Annotated in this window: 24 protein-coding genes; 14 read left to right on the plus strand and 10 right to left on the minus strand. The window is 70.6% G+C overall.

The window, feature by feature from the left end:
* Positions 1-40: 40 nt before the first annotated feature.
* The 3 genes from dnaJ (at position 41) to E0497_RS05030 (ending at position 2793) form a co-directional block, all read left to right on the plus strand.
* Complete coding sequence (dnaJ, locus tag E0497_RS05020) at positions 41-1198, plus strand: molecular chaperone DnaJ (RefSeq protein ID WP_137723687.1); 1158 nt, start codon at positions 41-43, stop codon at positions 1196-1198.
* 19 nt (positions 1199-1217) lie between these two features.
* A complete protein-coding gene (locus E0497_RS05025) occupies positions 1218-1979 on the plus strand; it encodes a 16S rRNA (uracil(1498)-N(3))-methyltransferase (RefSeq protein WP_137723688.1) in 762 nt (253 codons plus the stop codon).
* A 61-nt stretch (positions 1980-2040) separates the two neighbouring features.
* Positions 2041-2793: an alpha/beta hydrolase family protein gene (locus E0497_RS05030; RefSeq protein ID WP_137723689.1), complete on the plus strand. Its 753-nt coding sequence runs from the start codon at positions 2041-2043 to the stop codon at positions 2791-2793.
* Here the strand turns inward: E0497_RS05030 and E0497_RS05035 are convergent.
* Positions 2784-4403 (minus strand): MFS transporter, encoded by a 1620-nt coding sequence (locus tag E0497_RS05035; protein ID WP_137723690.1) that lies wholly within the window; start codon positions 4401-4403, stop codon positions 2784-2786. The genes E0497_RS05030 and E0497_RS05035 overlap by 10 nt on opposite strands.
* 140 nt (positions 4404-4543) lie before the next feature.
* On the opposite strand from E0497_RS05035, the gene E0497_RS05040 reads away from it, so the two are divergent.
* From E0497_RS05040 to E0497_RS05075, 8 genes are all read left to right on the plus strand, one after another.
* Positions 4544-5191 (plus strand): TetR/AcrR family transcriptional regulator, encoded by a 648-nt coding sequence (locus E0497_RS05040; RefSeq protein ID WP_137723691.1) that lies wholly within the window; start codon positions 4544-4546, stop codon positions 5189-5191.
* A gap of 77 nt (positions 5192-5268) precedes the next feature.
* Entirely contained in the window at positions 5269-6327 is a 1059-nt protein-coding gene (locus E0497_RS05045) for a PhoH family protein (protein WP_137723692.1), read from the plus strand.
* An 84-nt stretch (positions 6328-6411) separates the two neighbouring features.
* Positions 6412-6954: an rRNA maturation RNase YbeY gene (gene ybeY / locus E0497_RS05050; RefSeq protein ID WP_137723693.1), complete on the plus strand. Its 543-nt coding sequence runs from the start codon at positions 6412-6414 to the stop codon at positions 6952-6954.
* A 39-nt stretch (positions 6955-6993) separates the two neighbouring features.
* Positions 6994-8316 carry a hemolysin family protein gene (locus E0497_RS05055; protein ID WP_137723694.1) on the plus strand — a complete coding sequence of 441 codons (1323 nt, stop codon included), beginning with the start codon at positions 6994-6996 and terminating at the stop codon, positions 8314-8316.
* Positions 8313-9230, plus strand: coding sequence for a GTPase Era (gene era / locus E0497_RS05060; RefSeq protein WP_137723695.1), 918 nt, complete (start codon positions 8313-8315; stop codon positions 9228-9230). The genes E0497_RS05055 and era overlap by 4 nt, the downstream gene beginning before the upstream one ends.
* Before the next feature lie 40 nt (positions 9231-9270).
* Positions 9271-10086, plus strand: coding sequence for a DNA repair protein RecO (gene recO / locus E0497_RS05065; protein ID WP_137723696.1), 816 nt, complete (start codon positions 9271-9273; stop codon positions 10084-10086).
* Positions 10043-10855, plus strand: coding sequence for an isoprenyl transferase (locus E0497_RS05070; protein WP_137723697.1), 813 nt, complete (start codon positions 10043-10045; stop codon positions 10853-10855). The genes recO and E0497_RS05070 overlap by 44 nt, the downstream gene beginning before the upstream one ends.
* The gene (locus tag E0497_RS05075) at positions 10852-11247 is read left to right on the plus strand and encodes a hypothetical protein (RefSeq protein WP_137723698.1); all 396 of its coding nucleotides are present in this window, start codon (positions 10852-10854) and stop codon (positions 11245-11247) included. Before E0497_RS05070 ends, E0497_RS05075 begins: the two co-directional genes overlap by 4 nt.
* Before the next feature lie 125 nt (positions 11248-11372).
* Here E0497_RS05075 and E0497_RS05080 read toward each other — a convergent pair whose 3' ends face one another.
* Positions 11373-11789, minus strand: coding sequence for a Fur family transcriptional regulator (locus tag E0497_RS05080; protein ID WP_137723699.1), 417 nt, complete (start codon positions 11787-11789; stop codon positions 11373-11375).
* A complete protein-coding gene (locus E0497_RS05085; protein WP_137723700.1) occupies positions 11786-12133 on the minus strand; it encodes an ArsR/SmtB family transcription factor in 348 nt (115 codons plus the stop codon). Before E0497_RS05085 ends, E0497_RS05080 begins: the two co-directional genes overlap by 4 nt.
* A 157-nt stretch (positions 12134-12290) precedes the next feature.
* On the opposite strand from E0497_RS05085, the gene E0497_RS05090 reads away from it, so the two are divergent.
* Positions 12291-13682 (plus strand): glycine--tRNA ligase, encoded by a 1392-nt coding sequence (locus tag E0497_RS05090; protein ID WP_137723701.1) that lies wholly within the window; start codon positions 12291-12293, stop codon positions 13680-13682.
* A 26-nt stretch (positions 13683-13708) separates the two neighbouring features.
* On the opposite strand, the gene E0497_RS05095 is transcribed toward E0497_RS05090, so the two are convergent.
* From E0497_RS05095 to E0497_RS05120, 6 genes are all read right to left on the minus strand, one after another.
* Positions 13709-14575, minus strand: a complete 867-nt coding sequence (locus tag E0497_RS05095) for an STM4011 family radical SAM protein (RefSeq protein ID WP_137723702.1) — start codon at positions 14573-14575, stop codon at positions 13709-13711.
* Between the two features lie 2 nt (positions 14576-14577).
* Positions 14578-15942, minus strand: a complete 1365-nt coding sequence (locus tag E0497_RS05100) for an STM4012 family radical SAM protein (protein WP_137723703.1) — start codon at positions 15940-15942, stop codon at positions 14578-14580.
* Entirely contained in the window at positions 15939-16757 is an 819-nt protein-coding gene (locus tag E0497_RS05105; protein WP_241665710.1) for an STM4013/SEN3800 family hydrolase, read from the minus strand. Before E0497_RS05105 ends, E0497_RS05100 begins: the two co-directional genes overlap by 4 nt.
* A gap of 31 nt (positions 16758-16788) precedes the next feature.
* On the minus strand, positions 16789-17883 hold the full coding sequence (locus E0497_RS05110) for an STM4014 family protein (RefSeq protein WP_137723704.1): 1095 nt from the start codon (positions 17881-17883) through the stop codon (positions 16789-16791).
* On the minus strand, positions 17880-18836 hold the full coding sequence (locus E0497_RS05115; RefSeq protein WP_241665711.1) for an STM4015 family protein: 957 nt from the start codon (positions 18834-18836) through the stop codon (positions 17880-17882). The genes E0497_RS05110 and E0497_RS05115 overlap by 4 nt, the downstream gene beginning before the upstream one ends.
* Positions 18837-18958: 122 nt before the next feature.
* Entirely contained in the window at positions 18959-20977 is a 2019-nt protein-coding gene (locus E0497_RS05120; RefSeq protein WP_137723705.1) for a TPM domain-containing protein, read from the minus strand.
* Positions 20978-21045: 68 nt separating this feature from the next.
* Here E0497_RS05120 and E0497_RS05125 point away from each other — a divergent pair, with 68 nt between their 5' ends.
* Positions 21046-21741, plus strand: a complete 696-nt coding sequence (locus E0497_RS05125; protein ID WP_170312872.1) for a YdcF family protein — start codon at positions 21046-21048, stop codon at positions 21739-21741.
* A gap of 14 nt (positions 21742-21755) precedes the next feature.
* Complete coding sequence (locus E0497_RS05130) at positions 21756-23021, plus strand: deoxyguanosinetriphosphate triphosphohydrolase (RefSeq protein ID WP_137723849.1); 1266 nt, start codon at positions 21756-21758, stop codon at positions 23019-23021.
* 1 nt (position 23022) lies between these two features.
* Here E0497_RS05130 and E0497_RS05135 read toward each other — a convergent pair whose 3' ends face one another.
* A complete protein-coding gene (locus E0497_RS05135; RefSeq protein ID WP_137723707.1) occupies positions 23023-23895 on the minus strand; it encodes a hypothetical protein in 873 nt (290 codons plus the stop codon).
* Between the last annotated feature and the right edge of the window lie 16 nt (positions 23896-23911).

Consider the following 23911-nt stretch of genomic DNA (forward strand, 5'->3'; position numbering starts at 1 on the left):
GTGTGGTGCGAACGAAGTAGAGAAGGACGAGAAAACCGAAGTGGCACGGGATTACTACGGCATCCTCGGCGTGGCGCCGAAGGCGACCGACCAGGAGATCAAGCGGGCATACCGGAAGCTGGCCCGGGAACTGCACCCCGACGTCAACCCGGACGAATCCGCGCAGGCCCGGTTCAAGGAGGTCTCCACCGCATACGAGGTGCTGTCCGACCCGGAGAAGCGTCGCATCGTCGACCTCGGCGGCGACCCGCTGCAGCAGGGTGGCGGCGGCGCGGGCGGAGGGTTCGGCGGCGCCGGCTTCGGTGGCGGTCTCGGCGACGTGTTCGAGGCGTTCTTCGGCGGGGGTGGCGGCGGCGCCGCACGAGGCCCACGGGGCCGCGTCCAACCCGGCGCGGACTCTCTGTTGCGCACCAAGCTGACGCTCGCCGAATGCGCCACCGGCGTCACCAAGACGATCACCGTCGACACCGCCATCCTGTGCGACGGCTGCACCGGTTCCGGCACGCACGGCGACTCGAAGCCGATCCGCTGCGAGACGTGCGGCGGTGCGGGCGAGGTGCAGTCGATACAGCGCTCGTTCCTCGGGCAGGTCATGACGTCCCGCCCGTGCCCGACGTGCCGCGGTGCCGGCGAGACCATCCCCGACCCGTGCCACAAGTGCGGTGGCGACGGCCGGGTCCGTGCCCGCCGCGACATCACCGTCAAGGTTCCCGCCGGGGTGTCCGGCGGTATGCGGATCCGGCTGGCCGCGCAGGGTGAGGTCGGCCCCGGCGGCGGTCACGCCGGCGACCTGTACGTCGAGGTCGTCGAGCAGCCGCACGAGGTCTTCGTCCGCGACGGCGACGACCTGCACTGCACCATCCGGGTTCCGATGGTCGACGCCGCCCTCGGCACCACCGTCACCCTCGACACGATCCTCGACGGACCCACCGAGATCACCGTCGACGCGGGCACCCAGCCCGGTTCGGTGTCGGTGCTGCGCGGGCACGGCATGCCGAAGCTGCGGTCGGGTGTGCGCGGCGACATCCACGCCCACCTCGAGGTCGTCATCCCCACCCGGCTCGACGGCAAGCAGACCAAGGTGCTGCAGGAGTTCAAGAACCACCGGGACCGGGATCAGGCCGAGGTCGTCTCGACCGGATCGCAGAACACCGGGGGCCTGTTCTCCCGGCTGCGTGACGCGTTCAGCGGCCGCTGACGGGCGCCGGGCGTAGCTGATGGCCGCGACGGTCTTCTACCTCGATCCGCTGCCCGGTGTCGGGCAGCCCGCCGTGCTCGACGGGCCGGAGGGCCGGCACGCCGCGACGGTGCGCCGCATCAAGGCCGGTGAACGGTTGCTGCTCGCCGACGGCTGCGGCGGTATCGCCGACGCGGTCGTCGTCGCCGCCGGCAAGGACCGCCTCGACCTCGAGGTGATCGCCCGACGCGACCAGCAGCCGCCGGCCCCGACGGTGACCCTGGTGCAGGCGCTGCCGAAGGCGGAACGCTCCGAGCTGGCCGTCGAACTCGCCACCGAGGCGGGCATCGACGCGATCGTGCCGTGGCAGTCGTCCCGCTGCGTCGCCCGCTGGGAGGGCGCCAAGACCGTCAAGGGCGTCACCCGGTGGCGCAACGCGGCGATCGCCGCGGCCAAGCAGTCGCGGCGCTCGTTCGTGCCCGACGTCGCCGACCTGCACCACACCGCGCAGGTCCTCGGTCGGGTCCGGGACGTCGTCGCCCGCGGCGGTGTCGTGGCCGTCTTGCACGAGTCCGCGCCGGTGCCGCTGGCGTCACTGCCGCTGCGCGACGCCCCCGAGGTGATGCTCGTCGTCGGACCCGAGGGCGGGCTCTCCGACGACGAGGTCACCGCCCTCACCGGGGCGGGCGCCACCGCGGCCCTGCTCGGCCCGACCGTGCTGCGCACCTCCACCGCGGCCGCCGTCGCCCTCGGCGCCATCGGTGTACTCACCGACCGCTGGTCCGCGGCACCGCTGCAATGAGCTGTGCGCCTTTTTGGTAGCTGCTACTACCAAAAAGGCGCACAGCATCGAGGGGAGACACATGGCCAGGACACGGATCGAGTACGGCCCGGAGCCGCAGCAGTTCGGGCACTTCTACGCCCCGGAGATCCCTGTCGCCGAACCGGTTCCGGTGGTGATGGTGATCCACGGCGGCTACTGGAGCGGCAAGTACCAGCTCAATCTGGGCACGTCGCTGTCGGTGGATCTGTCGCGCAGCGGGGTTGCGGTGTGGAACATCGAATACCGGCGCCTCGGCGCGGGCGGGCGGTGGCCGGAGATGTCGTCGGACATCGTCGCGGCCCTCGACGCCCTCGCCGGCCCGGTCGCGGCCGCGTCGCCGGTGCCGCTCGACCTGGACCGGGTCCGGGTCGTCGGGCATTCGGCGGGCGGCCAGCTCGCGATCTGGCTTGCCGGGCAACACGATACGACGGTCCGGCCGGAGCTGTTCGTGTCGCAGGCCGGGGCTCTGGATCTGGCGTCGGCGGGAGAACGCGGTCGGCGCATCGACTACATCGAGGACCTGTTCGGGCAGCCGTTCGACGCCGACCCCGACCTGTACCGGTCGGCGTCGCCGCAGCACCGACTCCCGGTGGGCGTGCCGGTCGTGGTCCTGCACGGCACCGACGACGTCCAGGTGCCGGCGAAGGTGGCGTCCCGCTACCATGCTGCGGCCGTCGCAGCCGGCGACCCGGTCCGCCTGCACCTGATCGAGGGAGAGGACCACTTCGCGTTCCTCGACCCGAACACGGTGTGCTGGAAGCTGTCCCGGGAGATCCTGCTCGATCAGTCCTGACCGGTCGTGGCACGTCGCGGCAGGATCGCGGCGACCACCACCGCGCCGGCCGCGAGGGCGAGTCCGCCGACGAGTCCGGCCCGGACGATGGCGTCGGCGAACGCGGACGTCGCGGCCTCCATCAGCGGCTGCGCCCAGCTCTTGCCGAGGGGGTTGTTCGCCAGTTCCTGCGCGACGATCGCGGCACCGCCGACGGATTCGCCGGACGCCTGCAGGCCCTGCGCCAGCAGATCCGCTTGCGGCCCGGCCAGGGTCGGCACCGGCAGCGTCGCGAGGAACCCGGCGATCCCGTCCTTGTAGGTGGCGGCCAGGACGGAGCCGAGGATCGCGATGCCGAGCGAGCCGCCGAGTTCGATCGCGGTGTCGTTGAGGCCACCCGCCGCCCCCAGATCGTTCTCCGGGAAGCTGCCCATGATCGCGTCGGTGGCGGGGGACACCGACAGGCCCACCCCGAGACCCAGCAGCACGAGGGTGGGCAGCACGTCGAGATAGCCGGACGCGGCGTCCACCCGGACCAGCATCAGGACACCGGCCGCGGCGACGAGCATGCCTGACGCCACGATCACCCGCAGTCCCACCCGGGACGCCAGGCGCGCACTGACCCCGGCGCCGACGGTGACCGCGGCCGCGAGTGGCAGCAACCGGACCCCGGTGTCGAGCGCCCCGAACCCGAGCACGAACTGCAGGTGCTGGGCGAGGAAGAACATCGCCCCGAACGCGGCGAGGAACACCAGCAGCACCGCGAGGGACGCCCCGCCGACGGCCCGGTCGGCGAGTCGGCGCACGTTCAGCAGCGGCTGCGGATGCCGCAACTCCCACCGGACGAACGCCACCAGCCCGACCGCCGACACCACGGCGGCGACGAGCGACCGTGCACCCCAACCGAAGTGGAAGCCGTCGATGATCGCGAACACGCCCGCGCCGATCGTGACGACCGACAGCAGCCCGCCGAGCCAGTCGATCCGGCCGAGCCCGTGCGCCTTCGACGGCGGCACCAGGGCGAGCGCCCCGACCGCCGCGACCGCGGCGATCGGCACGTTGATGAGGAACGTCGAATGCCACGACCGGCTGTCGAGGAGCCACCCGGCCAGCAGGGGCCCGAGCGCGATCGCGAGCCCGGACGTGGCCGCCCACGCCGCGACCGCCCGGGACCGTTCGGTGGCCGGGAACGTCGCGACCAGCAGCGACAGCGTCGCGGGCATGATGATCGCGGCACCGACACCCATGACGATGCGGGCCGCGACGACGGTCGTCGTGCTGTCGGCGAGACTGCCGAACACGGCGCCCGCACCGAACACGAGCAGGCCGGTCAGCAGGGCGCCGCGCCGGCTGTATTTGTCGCCGATGACGCCGAACAGCAGCATCAGCGCCGCATACGGGACGGTGTAGCCGTCGATGACCCACTGCAGATCCGCGCTGGTCAGCATCAGATCCCGGGTCATGTCCGGCGCGGCGACGATGAGCGCGGTGTTCGCCATGACGACGATGAGCAGGCTCAGACACAGCACACCCAGCGCCGCCCACCGGCGCGGGTACGGCCGGTCCATCCGGTCGACGGGGACGCGGGCGATCCCCGGTAGTTGCGTCAACGTCGTCAAAGTCACTGTCATGTCGCTCGCCTCTCGACGGGCCGCCGGATCGACCACCCCGCGGCTGTTTGCACACTGCTGTGCAAATTAGTTTCCTGCACATCAGTGTGCAAGATGCGCGTGTCGCACGTCACACGATCGAGACCGGGAACAATGGACGGGTGACCGCCCGCACCGACAGGACCACCGAGACGCCCCCGCCCCTCCGCGCCCAGGCCCGCGCCAACCGCGCCCGCATCGTCGAGGCGGCGATCTCCGCGTTCGCGGGCGACCCGGACGCCAGCATGGGCGACGTCGCGAAGGCCGCCGGGGTGGTGCGGCGCACCGTGTACTCGCACTTCCCGAACCGGGAGGCGCTCATCGAGGGCCTGGTGACGGAGGCGTCGTCGGCGATCGCCGAATCGTTCGTCGCGGGATCCCCGGCACCGGAGTCACCCGACCTCGAGGTGGCGGTGCTGGCACTGCGGACCTGGCCGATCGGCGACCGGTTCCGGGTACTGCTGTCGTTCGCCCGCCGCGAACTCGGCGACGACCGCATCCGCGATCTCATCGCACCACTGCGGGTGAGCACGATCGCGGCCGTCGAACACGGGCAGCGCACCGGCGTCTTCTCGACATACCTGCCCGCGCACCTGCTGGTCGCGATGCACGAGAGCATGGCATTGACGATGCTCGAGCGCGCCAACCTCGGGGAGATCGCCGATCGCGGCGAGGGGTTCGCGACCGCCGGTCTGGTCCTGCTCGGGCTGTCGCCGGAGCGGGCCGGGACGGTCGTCGCGGAGGCGTCGGCCTGGCTGGCGGAGCGTTAGACTTCGGGTATACGCGGCACCCGAGTCGTGGACCGTCAGAGAACCCGTCGGACCTGGAAGTAGGCCTGAACCCTCACGTGAGTGAACAAGTCGAGAACCCGTCACAGCCGGTCGACCGCACGGTCCGCACGAGCCTGGAACTCCCGCCCGAGGCGGTGCCGGGACTGCTCGGGGCCTCCGACGAGAACCTGACCGCCCTCGAACGCGTCCTCGACGCCGACATCCACGTGCGCGGCAACGCGGTCACCCTCACCGGCACCCCGGCCGACGTGGCCCTCGCGGAGCGGGCGTTCGAGCAGCTCACGTCGCTGGTGCGACGCAAGCAGTCGATCACCCCGGACGCCGTCCGCCGCACCGTCGGGATGCTCACGCAGGGCCTGTCCGAGTCCCCGGCCGACGTGCTGAGCCTGGACATCCTGTCGCGGCGCGGCAAGACGATCCGCCCCAAGACGCTCAACCAGAAGCACTACGTCGACGCGATCGACGAGAACACCATCGTGTTCGGGGTCGGCCCGGCCGGCACCGGCAAGACGTACCTGGCGATGGCGAAAGCCGTGCAGGCGTTGCAGACCAAACAGGTCACCCGGATCATCCTCACCCGACCGGCCGTCGAAGCCGGTGAACGTCTCGGCTTCCTGCCGGGCACCCTGCACGAGAAGATCGACCCCTATCTGCGGCCGCTGCACGACGCCCTCCACGACATGATGGATCCCGAGGCCATCCCGAAGCTCATGCAGGCCGGGGTCATCGAGGTCGCACCCCTGGCGTACATGCGTGGAAGAAGCCTGAATGATGCCTTCATCATTCTCGACGAGGCACAGAACACCACGGCCGAGCAGATGAAGATGTTCCTGACCCGGCTCGGGTTCGGGTCGAAGATCGTGGTCACGGGTGACGTCACCCAGGTGGACCTGCCGGGCGGTCAGCGGTCCGGTCTCGCTACCGTCACCGAGATCCTCGACGACATCGACGGCATCCACTTCGCGAAGCTCGACAGCAGCGACGTCGTGCGGCACCGGCTGGTCTCCGACATCGTCGACGCCTACGAGCGGTTCGAGGCGGACCGCGGCGACGGGCCGGTGTTCGGCAACCGGGCGCAGCGACGGGCCGGTTCGCCGCGTCCGCAGCGGCGGTAGGGTTGTGTCCGACCTCTGTTTTCCCCTGTCCCCGGCCGTGATCGCGGCCGGGGTATGCCCGCGAGCAACGAAAGAGCGACGTAGATGAGCATCGAGATCTCCAACGAATCGGGGATGGAAGTCTGCGACGAGGACCTGATCAGCGTCGCGAAGTTCGTGATCGCCAGCATGGACGTGCATCCGGCGGCGGAGCTGTCGATGGTGCTGGTGGATTCGGCGACGATGGCGGATCTGCACATGCGCTGGATGGACCTGCCCGGGCCGACCGACGTCATGTCGTTCCCGATGGACGAGCTCGAGCCGGGCGGACGCCCCGACGCGCCGGCACCGGGTCCGTCGATGCTCGGCGACATCGTGCTGTGTCCGTCGTTCGCCGCCGACCAGGCGCAGACGGCCGGACACTCCCTCGACCACGAGCTGGCGCTGCTCACCGTGCACGGCTGCCTGCACCTCCTCGGCTACGACCATGCCGAGCCGGAGGAGGAGAAGGAGATGTTCGGTCTGCAGAACCAGCTGCTCGCCGACTGGTACGAGGATCTGCGGCGCGCACAGCACGAGGCCGATCTCGCGGCCCGTGACCAGCGGCTGCTCGGCAAGACCGGATTCGTCGATGGCCCCGACCAGTGACGTGTGGCCGGTGACGTCCGCCCGACCGGTGGGTGAGCGGTGAACGACGCGATCGTGCTGGTCGTGCTCGCGGTCGTCCTGGTGCCGCTCGGTGGCCTGTTCGCGGCCCTCGACTCGGCCCTGAACGCGCTCTCCCCGGCCCGGGTCGAGGAGTTGGCGAAGGACGAGCGTCCCGGCGCCGACCGGCTGCTGCGGATCGTCTCGGACCGGCCCCGCTACGTCAATCTCATGGTCCTGCTGCGGATCCTGTGCGAGATCGCGGCGGCCGTGCTGCTCGCGGGGTCACTGATCGAGTGGATCGGACCGGTGTGGGGTGTCGTCGTCACGATCGTGGTGATGGTGCTCGTCGACTACGTCGCGATCGGGGTCGGCCCGCGCACCCTGGGCCGCCAGCACGCCTACCCGCTGGCGTTGGCCGCCTCGCTGCCGCTGATCGCGCTCGGCGCACTGTTCGGTCCGCTGAGCCGGCTGCTGATCGTCGTCGGCAACGCGCTCACCCCGGGCCGCGGTTTCCGGGCCGGCCCGTTCGCGTCCGAGATCGAACTACGTGAACTGGTCGATCTGGCGCAGGAGCGGGGTGTCGTCGCCGACGAGGAACGCCGCATGATCCAGTCGGTGTTCGAACTCGGCGACACCAACGCCCGCGAGGTGATGGTGCCGCGTCCGGAGATGGTGTGGATCGAGGCCGACAAGACGGCCGGGCAGGCCACGTCGCTCGCGGTGCGCAGCGGGCATTCCCGCATCCCGGTGGTCGGGGAGAACGTCGACGACGTCCTCGGTGTCGTCTACCTCAAGGACCTCGTCCAGCAGACCTACTACTCGTCCGACGGTGGCCGCAGCGTCACGGTCGGCCAGGTGATGCGCCCGGCGGTGTTCGTGCCCGACTCGAAGCCGCTGGACAGCCTGCTCGCCGAGATGCAGCAGCAGCGCAACCACATGGCGATCCTCGTCGACGAGTACGGCGGTATCGCCGGCCTGGTCACCATCGAGGACGTCATCGAGGAGATCGTCGGGGAGATCGCCGACGAATACGACACCGACGAGACCCCGCCCGTCGAGGACCTGGGCGACGGCTCGTACCGGGTGTCGGCGCGGCTGCCCGTCGAGGATCTCGGGGAGTTGTTCGACGTCGACATCGACGACGACGAGGTGGAGACGGTCGGTGGACTGCTCGGCTACGAACTGGGCCGTGTCCCGCTGCCCGGCTCCGAGGTCGTCACCGCGGGCCTGCGGCTGCGCGGGGAGGGTGGCGCCGATGTGCGCGGCCGGGTGCGGATCAGCACCGTGTACGTCGAACGGGTGCCGAACGAGCAAGCGGCTGCAGACGCAGTCGACGAAGACGTGAACGAGGAGCAAGTATGACCGACAACGAATTCCGTTCCGGCTTCGTGTGTTTCGTGGGCCGACCCAACACGGGCAAGTCGACGCTGACGAACGCGCTGGTGGGGGAGAAGATCGCGATCACGTCGTCGCGGCCGCAGACCACCCGGCACACCATCCGCGGCATCGTGCACCGCGACTTCGCGCAGCTGATCCTGGTGGACACGCCCGGCCTGCACCGGCCGCGGACCCTGCTCGGCCAGCGCCTCAACGACCTGGTGCGCGACACCTACTCCGAGGTCGACGTCATCTGCCTGTGCATTCCCGCGGACGAGAAGATCGGCCCCGGCGACCGGTGGATCCTCGAGCAGGTGCGGCAGATGGCGCCCAAGACCAAGCTGGTCGGCCTCGTCACCAAGATCGACAAGGTGGGCAAGGACGCGCTCATGGGGCAACTCCTGGCGGTCTCGAAGATCCTGGGTCCAGAGGCCGAGGTGATCCCGGTGTCCGCGGTATCCGGGGAACAGGTCGAGGTGCTCGTCAAGGTCCTCGCCGGCCTGGTCGAGCCGGGACCGGCGTTCTACCCGGACGGCGAACTGACGGACGAGCCCGAGGAAACCCTCATGGCGGAACTGATCCGCGAGGCCGCCCTCGAGGGCCTCGGCGACGAGCTGCCGCACTCGCTGGCCGTCGTCATCGAGGAGATCCGCGAACGGGAGGGCCGCACCGAGAAGCAGGGCGAGATGCTCGACGTGCACGCCCTGCTGTACGTGGAACGCCCCAGCCAGAAGGGCATCGTCATCGGCAAGGGCGGCGCCCGCCTGCGCGAGGTCGGCACCGCAGCCCGCAAGCAGATCGAGAAACTGCTCGGCGTCAAAATCTTCCTGGAACTGCACGTCAAGGTCGCCAAGGACTGGCAGCGCGACCCGAAGCAGCTGGGCCGGCTCGGGTTCTAGGGGCGCCGCCGGTGTCGGCGGGCAGTGGGAGAATCGCCTCGTGAGGTTGTACCGGGATCATGCGGTGGTGCTGCGCCAGCACAAGCTGGGGGAGGCGGACCGCATCGTGACGCTGCTGACCCGGCAGTACGGGCTGGTGCGGGCGGTCGCGAAGGGAGTGCGGCGTACCAAGTCGAAGTTCGGGGCGCGGCTCGAGCCGTTCGCGCACGTCGACGTGCAGCTGCATCCCGGACGCAGTCTCGACGTCGTCACCCAGGTCCACACCGTCGACGCGTTCGGTGCGGACATCGTCGACGACTACGGCCGCTACACCACCGCGTGCGCGATCCTCGAGACCGCCGAACGCCTCGCGGGGGAGGAGAAGGCCCCTGTCCCGCGGCTGCACCGGCTCACCGTCGGGGCGCTGCGGGCCGTCGCCGAACAGAATCGGCCACCCGAACTGATCCTCGACGCCTTCCTGCTGCGGGCGATGGGGTACGCGGGTTGGGCGCCGGCCCTGACGGACTGTGCCCGATGTGCGGCCCCCGGCCCGCACCGCGCATTCCACGTCGCCGCCGGTGGCGCGGTGTGTGTGCACTGCCGTCCGCCCGGCGCGGCCACCCCGTCGCCCGGGGTGCTGGATTTCATGAGCGCCCTCGACCACGGCCGCTGGCAGGACACCGAGGCCGCGACCCCGGCGATGCGCAGTCAGGCCAGCGGCCTGATCGCCGCGCACCTGCAGTGGCATCTCGAACGCCAACTGCGGACCCTGCCGCTGATCGAACGGCACCGGCCGCATGCGGCGGTCGGCGACGACGACGCGGTCGGGCAGGATGGAGGACGTGATTCGACGACGCGAGCCTCTAGCCCAGCCTGATCGGGTGATCCGCCCGCCCGCCCCGCACCCGTCGGGAGCGAAGCCGCCCATCCTGCAGCCCGAACTGATCCCCCACCATGTCGCCCTCGTCATGGACGGCAACGGGCGCTGGGCGCAGGAGCAGGGACTGCCCCGGACTGCGGGCCACGAACGCGGTGAAGCGGTCCTCATGGACACACTCGAGGGGTGCATCGAGATCGGTGTGAAGTGGCTGTCGGCGTACGCGTTCTCCACCGAGAACTGGAAGCGCAGCCCCGACGAGGTCAAGTTCCTCATGGGCTTCAACCGGGATGTCATCCGGCGTCGCCGCGACGAGATGCACGAGATGGGTGTGCGGGTGCGGTGGGCGGGACGGCGGCCGCGGCTGTGGCGCAGCGTCATCAAGGAACTCGAGGTCGCCGAGGAACTCACCAGGGACAACACCGTCATGACGTTGACGATGTGCGTCAACTACGGTGGCCGCGCCGAAATCGCCGACGCGGCACGGGAAATCGCGCGCCGGGTCGCGGCCGGGCAGATCGATCCGGAGAAGATCACCGAGTCCACGTTCGCGAAGTACCTCGACGAACCGGACATGCCCGACGTCGACCTGTTCCTGCGGCCGTCCGGGGAGATGCGGACGTCGAACTTCCTCATCTGGCAGGCGGCGTACGCGGAAATGGTGTTCCAGGAGAAGCTGTTCCCCGACTTCGATCGCCGCGACCTGTGGGCGGCGTGCGTCGAGTACGCGTCCCGGGACCGCAGGTTCGGTGGGGTGAAGTACCAGTGAGCAGTCCCGCGGAGGAGTTGCAGGAGCGGGTGCGGGTGGCGCTGTCCGGGTTCGTCACCGTCGAGGTCGACGACGATTCGCTGCGGTTCGAGTACGGCGGTGCCCTGTGTTCGCTGCGGGCCGTCACCCTCGCCGACGGCCTCGACGTCCTGTCGATCACCGCGGTCCTGGCATGGGACCGGACCCTGAAACCGGCGCTGCACAAGCGGGTCGCGCAGCGGAACGCGCACCTGCAGTTCGGGTCGATCGACATCGTCACGCGAGGCACACTCGCGGATGTGCTGCTGCGCTACACGTTCCCCGCCACCGGCCTCACGGACGCGCCGCTGACGACGATGCTGCTGCTGGTGCTCTCCGGTGCGCAGGAGGCGCGTCAGGGGTTGCTGGGCTGAGTTCGGGCGAAGACAGGCCGCAGGTCCCCGGAGACACATTCACGTCGAGACGAGTTTTGTACAAAACTCCAGGGTTTGTACGAAATTGCCGCGGACTCGAACTGTCTCTCCGGCAGGCGGATGCGCTATCCGGTGGTGGCGCAGTCCCGGCAGGTGCCGAAGATTTCGACGGTGTGGCTGACGTCGGTGAAGCCGTTGGCTTCGGCGATGGTGTGCGACCAGGCCTCGACCTCGGGGCCGTCGACCTCGACGGTGAATCCGCAGCGCCGGCACACCAGGTGGTGGTGGTGCCCGGACGAGCAGCGGCGGTACACGGATTCGCCTGTGTCGGTGCGCAGCACGTCGACGGTCCCGGCCTCGGACAGGGCCTGCAGGGTCCGGTACACGGTGGTCAGGCCGATACCCTCGCCGCGGCGACGGAGCTCGTCGTGCAGTTCCTGCGCCGACCGGAACTCGGCGGTTTCGTCGAGCAGGGCGGAGATCGCGCTGCGCTGCTTGGTGGAGCGGACGCCGACGACGGCGCGGCCTCGGGGATCGGTCACGGGGTCGGGCGTCCTTCCTGGGCGTGGGCGACGGCGTCGACGACGATGTGCGCGAGATGGTCGTCGACGAGCCGGTACATGACCTCGCGGCCGTGCCGTTCACCGTGCACGACACCGGCCGCCTTGAGGATCCGCAGATGCTGACTGATCAGCGGCTGGGTGACGTCGAGGGCGCCGACCAGCTCGTGCACGCACCGCTGCGACTCACGCAGTTGCAGCACGATCGCGATCCGGACGGGGGCGGCGAGGGCCCGCAGGATCTCGCCCGCGGCAGTCAACGTCTCCTTCGGGGGGAGCGGGGTGTCCGGCCCCTCCGTGCACGACTCGGTGACGCTCACGGGCAGCTCCTCGCACGATCGTTATTGCAAACCGATCCCATTTTGATATGCATGTATATGCATGTCAACCGCGTGAGTGGACGTGGTTGCGTGTACGGATAGGCTGGACGCGCGAAATCCGCACGTCAACCACGCATCTATTACCCAGATGGAGAGCAGCCCAGTGGCACCCAAGTCCAAGATCGATACCGTCGCAAATCTCGCCAAGCGTCGGGGCCTCGTCTACCCATGCGGTGAGATCTACGGCGGTACCAAGTCGGCCTGGGACTACGGTCCGCTCGGCGTGGAACTGAAGGAGAACATCAAGAAGCAGTGGTGGCGCAACATGGTCACCGCCCGCGAGGACGTCGTCGGCCTCGACTCGTCGGTGATCCTGCCCCGCCAGGTGTGGGAGGCGTCCGGCCACGTCGACGTGTTCACCGACCCCCTCGTCGAATGCCTCAGCTGCCACAAGCGTCACCGCCAGGACCACCTGCAGGAGGCGTACGCGGAGAAGAAGGGCCTCGACAATCCCGACGCCGTCCCGATGGACGACATCGTGTGCGCCGACTGCGGCACCAAGGGCCAGTGGACCGAGCCCAAGGCGTTCTCCGGCCTGCTCAAGACGTTCCTCGGCCCCGTCGACAGCGAGACCGGACTGCACTACCTGCGCCCGGAGACCGCGCAGGGCATCTTCGTGAACTTCGCGAACGTGCTGACCACGTCGCGCAAGAAGCCGCCGTTCGGCATCGGCCAGATCGGCAAGAGCTTCCGCAACGAGATCACCCCCGGCAACTTCATCTTCCGCACCCGCGAGTTCGAGCAGATGGAGATGGAATTCTTCGTCAAGCCGGGTGAGGACGAGGAGTGGCACCAGTACTGGATCGACTACCGGATGGACTGGTACACCGGCCTCGGTATCGCCAAGGACAACCTGCGCCTGTACGAGCACGCGCAGGAGAAGCTGTCGCACTACTCCAAGCGCACCGTCGACATCGAGTACCGCTTCGGCTTCCAGGGCAGCGAGTGGGGCGAACTCGAGGGCGTCGCCAACCGCACCGACTACGACCTGGCCACGCACGCCAAGGCGTCCGGCACCGACCTCAGCTACTTCGACCAGACGTCCGGTGAGCGCTACACGCCGTTCGTCATCGAACCGGCGGCCGGCCTGACCCGCTCGCTCATGGCGTTCCTCGTCGACGCGTACGTCGAGGACGAGGCCCCCAACGCCAAGGGCGGTGTCGACAAGCGCACCGTGCTGCGGCTCGACCGTCGCCTCGCCCCCGTCAAGGCCGCGGTGCTGCCGCTGAGCCGCAACGCGGACCTGTCGCCCAAGGCGAAGGACCTCGCGACGACGCTGCGTCAGCACTGGAACGTCGAATTCGACGACGCCGGCGCCATCGGCCGTCGCTACCGCCGCCAGGACGAGATCGGCACCCCGTTCTGCATCACTGTCGACTTCGACACTCTCGAAGACCACGCCGTGACCATCCGCGAGCGCGACACCATGGCGCAGGAGCGCGTCGCCCTCGACCAGGTCGAGGGCTACCTCGCGCAGCGCCTGATCGGCGCCTGATCTCCCCGGCCGAATGTCACACGCGTTCAGTCGAACTGAACGTGTGTGACATTCGGCCACGCGGCCGGGATCCGTTCGAGCACCCCGCCGGCGAACACGTCGTACAGCGGAAGTTGTTCGGTGTGCACGTACCCGATGTGGCAGTCGCACACCTCGAGCGGGCACGGACGCGGCCGCAACGCGCTGCGATACGAGCCGTCGTACAGGTTCCCCAGCACGGCGGGGACGAAATGGCAGCGCCGGACGGTGCCGTCACCGTCGACGGACACCACCGTCTCACCCGTCCGGCACGCCCGGCCCCCGGTCCGGTGCGGGTGCCGGCTGTAGGAGAAGAGCGGATCGATCCCGGCCCACTCGGACGCCTCGGCATCGGTATACGTGTGCCCCTCGGCGGCGTTGACCCACAGATACACCGACTCCGGCAGCTCCGTACGCAGCCGGCGGGCGGCCGCGAGATGCTCCGGTAGCCCGACGACCCCGACACTGAACCGCACCCCGAGCGCGGTCAATTCGCTGGTCTTGGTGAGGAACCGGTCGTGCGGCGTCTGCCCGGGATGGTAGGTGCACCACAGGGCGACGGTGCCGAGGTCGGCGTCGGTCAGCCAGCCGGTGCGGCAACTCAGATTGGTCTGGATCGCCACCCGGCGCACGTGCGGCAGCCGCGACAACTCCACCAGGGCCCGCCGGTACCAGGACCGCACCAGCCCCTCACCCCACGGCGTGAACAGGATCGACACGTCGTGGTCCCGCTCCGCCACCCATGCGCAGAACCGTTCCAGCGCAGCCCGATCCGCGCGCAACTGCTCGGGGGTGTCGCGGCGTTTCGCGAACGGGCAGTACGGGCAGTCGTAGTCGCACGACGCCAACGGCCCCCGGTACAGGACGGTCAGCATCGTCAGCGGCCCTCGTACTCGGCCATCGCGGCGCGCACCCGCGGGGAGAACAACTCCGGTCCCAGCGCGTCGGAGTACGCCAGGCCCCGGTCGGTCAGCCGCAGCCGGTCACCGTCGACGTCGAGCCAGCCCCGGCCGGCCCACCGGTCCAGTTCGGTGCCGAAATGCTCGTGCGGGTCGGCCCCGAACCGGGAGCGGTAGTCCGCCACCGGCATCCCGGACGCCTGCAGCACCGACTGCAGCAGATGCCGGCGCCGCGACTCGTCGTCGGTCATGGTGTGACCCACCACGGCGCGACGGAACCCGTCGACCGGGGTGGCCACGTAGTCGTCGATGATGGCCCGCACCTCGTGCGCGCCCACCGCGTAGTCGAACGAGTAGTGCAGCCGACGCGTGTACGACCGTGCGCCGCAGCCGAGTCCGATCATGCCGTCGGTCTGGCAGGCGTAGTCGTTCGGGCCGGTGTCGGGGGCATCGGCGCGCCGGAACATGCGCATCGACTCCTGCACGTACCCGGCCGCGAGCAGGTGGTCGCGGCCGCGGCGGTACAGGTCCAGACGGTGGGCGTCCCACTGCGGATCCGGGCCGCCGCCGCGGCGGGCCAGCCCGGTCAGCGGCCGCACGTACAGCGGGTACAGGTACAGCTCTTCGGGTCGCCACGTCAGCGCGGCGTCCAGCGACGCCGCCCACGACTGCGGCGTCTGGCCGTCGATCCCGTAGATCAGGTCGATGTTGAGCACCGGGATCGCGACGTCCCGGACGCGTTGCAGAGCGGCCTCGACGTCCGTCCGGCGCTGCGGCCGGACCGCGGCGCGGGCCTCGGTGTCGTCGAAGCTCTGCACGCCGAGACTCAGACGGGTGGTACCGCGGTCGGCGAGGACCGCGAGCCGGTCGGCGGTGGCGGTCGACGGGGACGCCTCCACCGACAGCGGCACCGCCCGCAGATCGGTGCCCATGCCCTCGGCGATGTCGCACAGCCGGGTCAGTTCCGCCGCCGTCAGATAGGTGGGCGTCCCGCCCCCGAACGCGGCCGTCGCGAACCGGGCCGACGGGGGCAACGACTCGCGCACCGCCGCGGCCTGCCGCTCGAGCGCGTTGAGGTAGCGGGTGGTCAGCTCGTCCGGCGCCCCGACCCGGGTGAACAGATTGCAGAACCCGCAGCGCACCTCGCAGAACGGAATGTGCAGGTACAGCGACAGCGTGTCCTGCGGCTCGTCCGCCCACAGGTCGGTCAGGGCGGGGCGCGGATCCAGCGGCCGGTACGCCGTCTTGTGCGGATACGCGTACACGTAGTTCCGGTACGGCGCAACGTAATCCGCGGGCACCTCGGGCGTCGGCGCGAGCAGGGGTAGGTCGGTGGCGGTCATGTCGGTCCCTCGAGGAAGAAGTGGGCGTACGGCACCGTCCACACCACGGGGTGGCCCAGCCGGTGCCCGGTGTAGCCGTCCTCGCCGTACGCGGTGCCGTGGTCGGAGCACACGATCGCGAAGCAGCGGCGCCGACGCGACACCGCGTCGAACAGTCGTCCGATGTGCCGGTCCACGTACTCCAACGCGGCCGCGTGCGTCGCCCGCGTGTCGCCGTCCTCGACGGTGGCGCCCTCGGCGTGGAACCAGTTCGGCTGGTGCAGCGCGGAGACGTTGACGAACAGGAACAGCCGACGCTCGGCCGGCAGCCGGTCCACCACCTGCGCCGCGAGATCCACCTGCGCCTCGAACGACGTCGGCGACGTCACCCCGAACTCGGGGGACCAGTGCGCTTCGTCGAACAGAGCGGGCAGCACCGAGCCCAGCGCACCCCGGCGGTTGAAGAAGCCGACCCCGCCGATGCACGCCGTGTGATAGCCGACGGCGGCAAGGCCCGCAACGAGATTCGACTCCGCGAACACGAACGTCCCGGCCGCAGTGGACTCGCTGCCGCCGAACTCGGCCGCGAACAACCGCGGATGCGGACCCTGCCCGACGGGGGTGGGCAGGAACCCGGCGAACATCGCCTGGTGCGACGCGTAGGTGAAGCTGCCGGGGGAGTGCCGCTGCTCCCACCGACCGCCCGGCAGGTGCCGCGCCAGGTTCGGGATGCGGCCGGCGGCCGCGAGTTCGCAGGCCACGTCGTAGCGCAGGGTGTCGAGGGTGAGCAGCAGAATGTCGTCGGAACCGACGACGGTGCCCATGTCAGGGTTCATGTCAGGCTGTGTCGTCTCACACTGTGGCATTTCACGCTGTGGCATTGTCGATCCATCCGTCGAGTGCGGCCAGTTGCGCCGCATACGTGTCGAGGCCGTCGGCGCGGCCCGCCAGTCCGCCCAGGCCGGGGAGCAGATCACCGAAGGCGTTCACCTCGCCGACCGCGGCGCCGCGCCAGTGCGCGGCGGGCAGCAGATCCACCCCGACACACAGGGTGCGCGGGAAGCAGGCGGCCGCAGACTCGGCCACGGCGAGCGCCCGGTCCCAGCCGAATCCGGCCGCGTCGAAACCGTTCTGTGCGACACCGAGATCGCCGCGCCGGCCGCCCAGGTGCAGGTTGGTCATGGGGTGGCCGCTGGTGCGCAGCACCGCGTGGGTGGCCCGCCCGGCGACCACCACGACGCGCAGGTCGGCGACACCGCCGTGGGTCGACGGCTTCGGCAGCCACGCCTCGACATGCAGCCCCTCACCGGCCAGCGCGTCGATCAGGGCGCCGACCGCGGCGTCCCCGGTGTGCCGGCGGACGCGCAGCGAATTGTGGACGCCGTCCGCGGCGAGTTCCACACTGCTGCGGGCCTGCACCAGGCCGTCGGACGCCGTCTCCACCGCGACCACCCCGGCCGCCGACGACCCGTGCGCGGGTTTGACGAAGAACCGGCGCAGACCGGCCGCGTCCGCCAGCTCCCGCACCTGCCGCCAGTTCCGCGGCACCGGGGCACCGGGACCCGACGTGGGCGACACCGGTACCGGCACACCGGCCTGCGCGAGGACGCCGTGGCAGCGCCGCTTGTCGAACAGCACCGCCAGGTCCTCTGCGTCGGTCAGGTAGCGTCCGCCGCGCAACGTCCCGACCGCGTCGAGAAACGTTGTGTACCACCGCGGTCCGGACGCGATGCGGGTCGGGGCGCCGGGCCCGCGCAGCACCGCGTCCACGTCGGGGTCCTCGCCGGGGGAGTCGAGACGCACCCACTCGTCGGACTCGAACCGGGCGCCGCCTGCGGCGAGGACATCACGCCAGGCCACCACCCGCGGGGTGGGCAGGCCCCGCCGCCGCGCCGCGTCCACGAACAACGCGACGCGCCGGTTGTCGGGATTGCCCACCACGGCCAGGCGGGGTGGGGTCATTCGCCGACTGCGACGGACCGGTAGACGGTGCCGTCGTACTCGTCCTCGTCGGCGTCGCCACCGTCGAGGTCCAGCTGCACGCCGGACGGTTCGAGCGCCGCCCGCAGCCGCTCCCGCATCCCGCCGGTGAGGTAGTTGTGGTGCAGGTCCAGCGACTCGAGGTGGGTGAGCGGCTGCCCGGCCAGCAGGGCCTCGGCGCCCGCGTCGCCCAGGATGCCCTTGGACAGGTCCAGGACCCGCAACCGCGGCACGATCGTCGCCGACGCCACGGCGGCCGCGATGTCGTCCTGGTACTCGCTGTTGGCGAGCGCGAGTCGCGTCAGGTGGGGGAGTTTCCCGCCGGCGAGGATCGGGGCGAGGTCCTCGACGGACGAGTCGGCGCCGTAGTTCTCGTCGCCCAGCCACAACTCCAGCTCGGTGAGGGCCGGAAGATCCGACGCGGCGACCGCCCGGACCACGTCACCGGACAGGCCACCCGATTCGATCACCAGGGTGCGCAGGTGCTCGTGCCGGACCGGGGTCAGCGCCAGTTGGTTGCCGCCGCGGACCGTCAGATGCTCGAGCCGCGGGAACGCGGTGAGCAGGGCGGTGACGTCGGACTGCACGATCCACGAGATCTCGCAGTCCTCGAAGGTCATGTCTCCGAGGAACAGTGACCGCAACGCGGGGAGTTCGTCGGCGGCCGCGACGAGCGCTGCCATCACGTCGGCCGAACTGTTCTCGTACGGTTCGGACCAGCCGCCGACGACGATGGCCTGCACACTCGCCGGATCGACGGTGGCGCGGAACGTCTCGAACGCCTCCGGCCACTCGACCTCCGCGTCGTACGTGGGGACGGCGATGCGCCACGCGACCGGCCCCGGCGGGGGCACGACCGGGGCGGTGTCGGTGTCGGTGGGGAATTCCACGACGGGAAGGCCGTGGAACTCGTTCTGCAGCTCGCTGATCAGCACGGAACTCCTGCTCTCGGGTCGGTTCGGCGGGCGGTATGCCTGACTTCGGAAGTTCGGGTCGCGTTCGCCGGTCAACGTAGCAACGGACTCCGACAAGAGGGCTCCTGGCCGTGCACAGGCGACTAGAACCGGCCCCCACCGCCGCGTCCGACGCGCCCCGAACTGCCGGAGCCGCCGAACGATCCGGGACGCGGACCACCCCGGCCGCCGCCGTACCCGCCCCGGCCGCCGCGCAGCATGCTGTCGATGAGGATGCCGCCGAGGATCGCGCCGGCCGCGTTCTCTCCGCGGGAGCCCCCGCTGATCCCGCCGCCGGGTGGACGCTGCTGGTCCTGATACCGGTTCACGTCGGCCTGTGCCGCCCACAGCGCCTTGGCGCCCAACTGGGTGGCGGCCTGCGCGTGCTGCAGGGCCTGCGACGGATCCGACTGCGCGAGTTGCCGTGCCGCCTCGAGATGCCGCTGCGCCTCCGACAGCCGGGTGCGGGCCTCGGCGCCGACGGCCCCGCGCCGCGTGCCGATGAAGTCCGCGGCCGCGGACACCTGGGAGGTGGCGGCCGTCAGATCCTGGTCGAGACGGGCCCGCGCCCGGTCGGCCTGCTGCTGTGCCTCCTGCGCCTCGTCGAGGACGGCGTCGAGGGCGGCGTCCGCGTCGACGACCTTCGTGAAGCTGCCCAGCGGATCGGAATCCTTGGCGGCGTGGGCGTCCCGCAGTGCGGCCTCGGCGGCGGCCCGCGCGTCGGCGAGCTTCTGCCCGCCCCGGGCGGCGAGCGCGGCGGCATCGTCGATGCCGCGCTGGACGTCCGCCATCGCCTCCGGCAACGTCGCGATCGCGTGCCGGATGTCGGTGTCCGCGCGGTCCAGGGCGTCGAGGAGGGTGCGGGCCTGATCGAGCGCACCCTCGGCGGCCCGGATCGCCGCCACCGCGGGCCCCTGCTTGCCGGCCGGCAGTGCCACCGCGTCCCGGGCCGCCTCGATGTTCTGCTCCGCGAACACGATCCGGTCCCGCGCCATCGCCGGATTGTGTTCGACGGTCGCCAGCACCGGTGCCGGGAACTCGGTGCGCAGCGCGGCCAGGGTGGCGTCGGACTGCGGCGCCCGCACCGTCAGCGCGACGACGGCCTGCGTCAGTGCGTCGAGGCGGGCCGGCGCGTCGATCAGCAGGTCGCGCATCGCATCGAACTGCGTCACCCGGTCGTCGAGTTCCCTGTCGGCCCGCGCGCACGTCGTGACGAGTTCGACCAGCAGATCCCGCTGCTGCTGAGGGGTTTCGGGGATGTCGTCGTCGAGTCGCTGCCGGATCGTGAACGCCGACGCCAACGCGGCTCGGGCCTGCTCGAACGCGGCGGTGAACGCGGCGGTGGCGTCTGCACCGAACTCGCCGACCGCCAGGTCCAGCTCCTCGGCGGACGTGCGGATCGCGTTGTCGGTCTCGACGAGCACCTCCTTCGCGAGCGCATCGAGCGCCGGAATCGGAAGCGTCGCAAGCGCGGCGGGATCGGTCGGATCGACCCGGTGGGCGGCCGCCACATCCTGTTCCTGCTGCCGTGTCCGCTTGCGGCGCGTGGAGACGACCACCACACCGCCCACCACGACGAGCACGCCGAGCCCGATCCACAGCACCACCGTGCCGGTACTGCCCGGCGTCAGGGCGTCGTCGAGGCCGCCCGCCGCCGCGATCGCGGCACCCGACCAGTCGTCGTCGCGGAGCATCGGCTCCACCGAATCCTGTTGGATCGACGTCACTTCCGCATCGCTGACCTGCGACAGCGCCTGCGGGACGTCGAACCGGTAGGCGCTGTCGGCCGTCGCCACGGCGAGCAGCGCGTCCCGGTTCCCGAGCCCGCTGAGCGACACCGTGCGGTCGGCCCACACCTGCGGGGTCAACCCGTCGAAGTCCGGCACGTACACCACCCACAGCGACACCTTGTGGTCGGCGTACAGCGTGTCGAGGGCGTCCTGCACGTCGGCGCGCTGACTGTCGTCGAGCACCCCGGAGGTGTCGGTGATGTGCCCGGGCAGCCGCAGCGGCGCCTCGGCCGCCGCGACCCCGGGGGAGAACGTAAGCACGAGCAGCGACAACAGCGTGCCGACGAGCGACGCGGCAAGTGCCCGGGGGACGGAACGAGGAGCGCGTGACATGGCACGAATCTATCCGGTGGGGCGCGTCGTCACCCATGGCCCGTCCGGGCGACTGGCAGAATCGGGGCGTGAGTACCGCGCCCAACTACCAGCACACCGAACTGCCGTCCCGGCCCGCGCCGCGACGGTCGTTCGTCGCCGGTGTCGGCCGCTGGATCGGCAGGCTGATCGCGGGCGTCGTGGTGATCGGGGTGATTCTCGTCGCCGGCACCGCGACCCGGGTGTGGCAGGTGGCGCGCATCGACGACACCCGGCCCGCCGACGCGATCGTCGTGCTCGGTGCCGCCCAGTACGACGGCACCCCGTCGTCGGTGTTCGAGGCCCGACTCGACCAGGCACGCAAACTGTACGAGCGGGGGGTGGCGCCGACGATCGTCACCGTCGGCGGCAAACAGGTGGGCGACGAATACACCGAGGCCGCGTCCGGGAAGAACTTCCTGATCGACGAGGGTGTCCCGGCCGCCGCGATCCTCGCCGTCGAGGAGGGCTCGGACACCCTGCTCAGCGTCGAGGCGGTCAGCCGGGAAATGGGTGTGCGGGGCATGCATTCCGCGGTCCTCGTCAGCGATCCGTGGCATTCGCTGCGCACCCGCACGATGGCCCACGACGCCGGACTCGACGCGTGGACCGCACCCACCCGTCAGGGTCCGGCCGTGATGACACGGGAGTCACAGATCCACGGAATCACCAGGGAGACAGGTGCTTTGTTGTGGTACCAGCTGACCCATTTCTCGGCCGACTTCGAGTACACGGCCGGACAGTGAGCCCCACCGAACCGATGTACACCGGGCACGACCTGGAGCGTCGGGTGTCGGAGGCGCCGAAGACCGCGGGTCTGGTGCCGTCCGCGGAGTCGGTGCAGCACCGGACCGCGTTCGCCCGGGACCGCGCCCGCGTCCAGCATTCGGCGGCGCTGCGCCGACTCGCCGACAAGACGCAGGTCGTCGGGCCGCGGGACGGGGACACGCCCCGCACCCGGTTGACCCATTCGATCGAGGTCGCCCAGATCGGCCGCGGTATCGCCGAGGGGCTCGGACTGGACCCGGATCTCGTCGACCTCGCCGGACTTGCCCACGACATCGGGCACCCCCCGTACGGGCACAACGGGGAGAAGGCCCTCGACGAGGTCGCCGCACCGTGCGGCGGCTTCGAGGGCAACGCCCAGAACCTGCGGATCCTCACCAGCCTGGAACCGAAGATCCTCGACGCCGACGGCCGCAGCGTCGGACTGAATCTGACCCGGGCATCGCTCGACGCCGCGATCAAATATCCGTGGACACGGCCCGCGCCGGGCGCCAAGTTCGGCGCCTACGACGACGACGCCGACGTCCTCGCCTGGGTGCGCGACGGCGCCCCCGACGGCCGCAAATGCATGGAAGCACAGGTCATGGACTGGGCCGACGACGTCGCCTACTCGGTCCACGACGTCGAGGACGGGGTGATCGCCGGCCGCATCGACCTACGTGCCCTCGGCGACCCCACCGAGGTGCGGGCCCTCGCCGAACTCGGCGCCCGCCGGTTCCCCGGACTCGTCGTCGACGAACTCGTCGACGCCGCCACCCGGCTGTCCCGGCTCCCGGTGGTGGCGACCGCCCACGACTACGACGGCACCCTCACCAGCGCCGTCGCGTTGAAGAACCTCACCAGCGAACTCGTCGGCCGGTTCGCGTCCGCCGCCGTCGCCGGCACCCGCGAACTCGCCGGACCCGGACCGCTCACCCGCTACCGGGCCGACCTCGAGGTGCCGCCGATCGTGGCCGCCGAGGTGGCCCTCCTCAAGACCGTCGCTCTGCACTACGTGATGTCCGACGCCGGTCACCGCGCCCGCCAGGACCGGCAACGCGACCGCGTCCACCGGGTCGCGCACTGGCTGCTGCGGACCGCGCCCGCCGGGCTCGACCCCCTGTTCCTGCCCGACTGGACCGCCGCCGCCGACGACGCCGCCCGCATCCGGGTGGTCGTCGACCAGATCGCGTCGTGCACGGAAAGCCGGCTCGAACGGATCGACAAGCAGTCCCTCGGCGCCCAGGCCAGCTGGGGGTAGGTCAGCACGTGATCCAGGTCGAGGGATCGGATGTGCCGTCGAGTCGTTTGCCGTAGGCGTCGCCACCGGCCGCTCGTACCGCTGCACACACCTCCGACGTCGTTCGGCCCGCCTCGCGGTAGACGGTGTAGATCGGATCGCCCGAGTCGCTCGCCTGCCGCAGCGACGGGCACGACCGGTCCGTGCGGAGGTAGCTCGCCCCGGGATACGTCGTCAGATACCGCTGGATCTCGGTGCGGTACGACGCCGGGTCGGTGGCGTTGGCGAGGACGACGATCCCGGTCCCGTCGCACGCGGGCACGGTCATGGGTGTCGACAGTCCGAGATCACCGGCGACGGTGGCGGGCACACCGGGGACGGGCCCGGCCGCGGGGCGGGCGACGATCCGGAGTTGCCCGTCGGCGGTTTCGCACACCCCGGAATTCCCGGTCGCCTGGGCTCTCGCGGCCGTCGGACTGGAACAGCCCCACCCGTCGAACGACGCGAACCAGGTGTTGCCACCGTGCTCGAGGGCAGGGTCGTGGAGGTACCGGCCGAACACGGCGTACGCGCCCGCACAGGTGATGGTGGTGCCCTTCTCGACGAAGATGTCGACGACACTGCCGGTCTGCGGATAGGCGGTCGTGCCGCACGACTCGCCCGGAAGGGGCGGCTTGGACAGGGGGTCGGGTTCACGTGTCGTCGGGGTCGCTGCTGCCGCGGACTCCGAGATGGAGGCCGTCGCGGTCGTCGTTTCGGCTCCGGACACGCCGACGGCGACACCGGACTCGGTGCGGTCCAGGGCGGAACACCCGGTGGCGGCGACTGCGGCCGCGATCACCGCCAGCGGCAGCAACGCGGTGCGTACGGCCGGTCGTCTCACAATCCCACTCATCGTCGTCTCCCCCTCG

The organism is Prescottella subtropica (assembly GCF_005434945.1).
GTDB classification, from domain to species: Bacteria; Actinomycetota; Actinomycetes; order Mycobacteriales; family Mycobacteriaceae; genus Prescottella; species Prescottella subtropica.

Excerpts from the sequence above, each read along its gene's own strand:
- E0497_RS05120 (WP_137723705.1), bottom strand. The coding sequence starts at position 20,977 with ATGTCACGCGCTCCTCGTTCCGTCCCCCGGGCACTTGCCGCGTCGCTC.
- era (WP_137723695.1), top strand. The coding sequence starts at position 8,313 with ATGACCGACAACGAATTCCGTTCCGGCTTCGTGTGTTTCGTGGGCCGA.
- E0497_RS05100 (WP_137723703.1), bottom strand. The coding sequence starts at position 15,942 with ATGACCGCCACCGACCTACCCCTGCTCGCGCCGACGCCCGAGGTGCCC.
- E0497_RS05030 (WP_137723689.1), top strand. The coding sequence starts at position 2,041 with ATGGCCAGGACACGGATCGAGTACGGCCCGGAGCCGCAGCAGTTCGGG.
- ybeY (WP_137723693.1), top strand. The coding sequence starts at position 6,412 with ATGAGCATCGAGATCTCCAACGAATCGGGGATGGAAGTCTGCGACGAG.
- E0497_RS05110 (WP_137723704.1), bottom strand. The coding sequence starts at position 17,883 with ATGACCCCACCCCGCCTGGCCGTGGTGGGCAATCCCGACAACCGGCGC.
- E0497_RS05025 (WP_137723688.1), top strand. The coding sequence starts at position 1,218 with ATGGCCGCGACGGTCTTCTACCTCGATCCGCTGCCCGGTGTCGGGCAG.
- E0497_RS05105 (WP_241665710.1), bottom strand. The coding sequence starts at position 16,757 with ATGAACCCTGACATGGGCACCGTCGTCGGTTCCGACGACATTCTGCTG.
- E0497_RS05130 (WP_137723849.1), top strand. The coding sequence starts at position 21,756 with ATGTACACCGGGCACGACCTGGAGCGTCGGGTGTCGGAGGCGCCGAAG.
- E0497_RS05135 (WP_137723707.1), bottom strand. The coding sequence starts at position 23,895 with ATGAGTGGGATTGTGAGACGACCGGCCGTACGCACCGCGTTGCTGCCG.
- E0497_RS05035 (WP_137723690.1), bottom strand. The coding sequence starts at position 4,403 with ATGACAGTGACTTTGACGACGTTGACGCAACTACCGGGGATCGCCCGC.
- E0497_RS05070 (WP_137723697.1), top strand. The coding sequence starts at position 10,043 with ATGGAGGACGTGATTCGACGACGCGAGCCTCTAGCCCAGCCTGATCGG.
- E0497_RS05095 (WP_137723702.1), bottom strand. The coding sequence starts at position 14,575 with ATGCTGACCGTCCTGTACCGGGGGCCGTTGGCGTCGTGCGACTACGAC.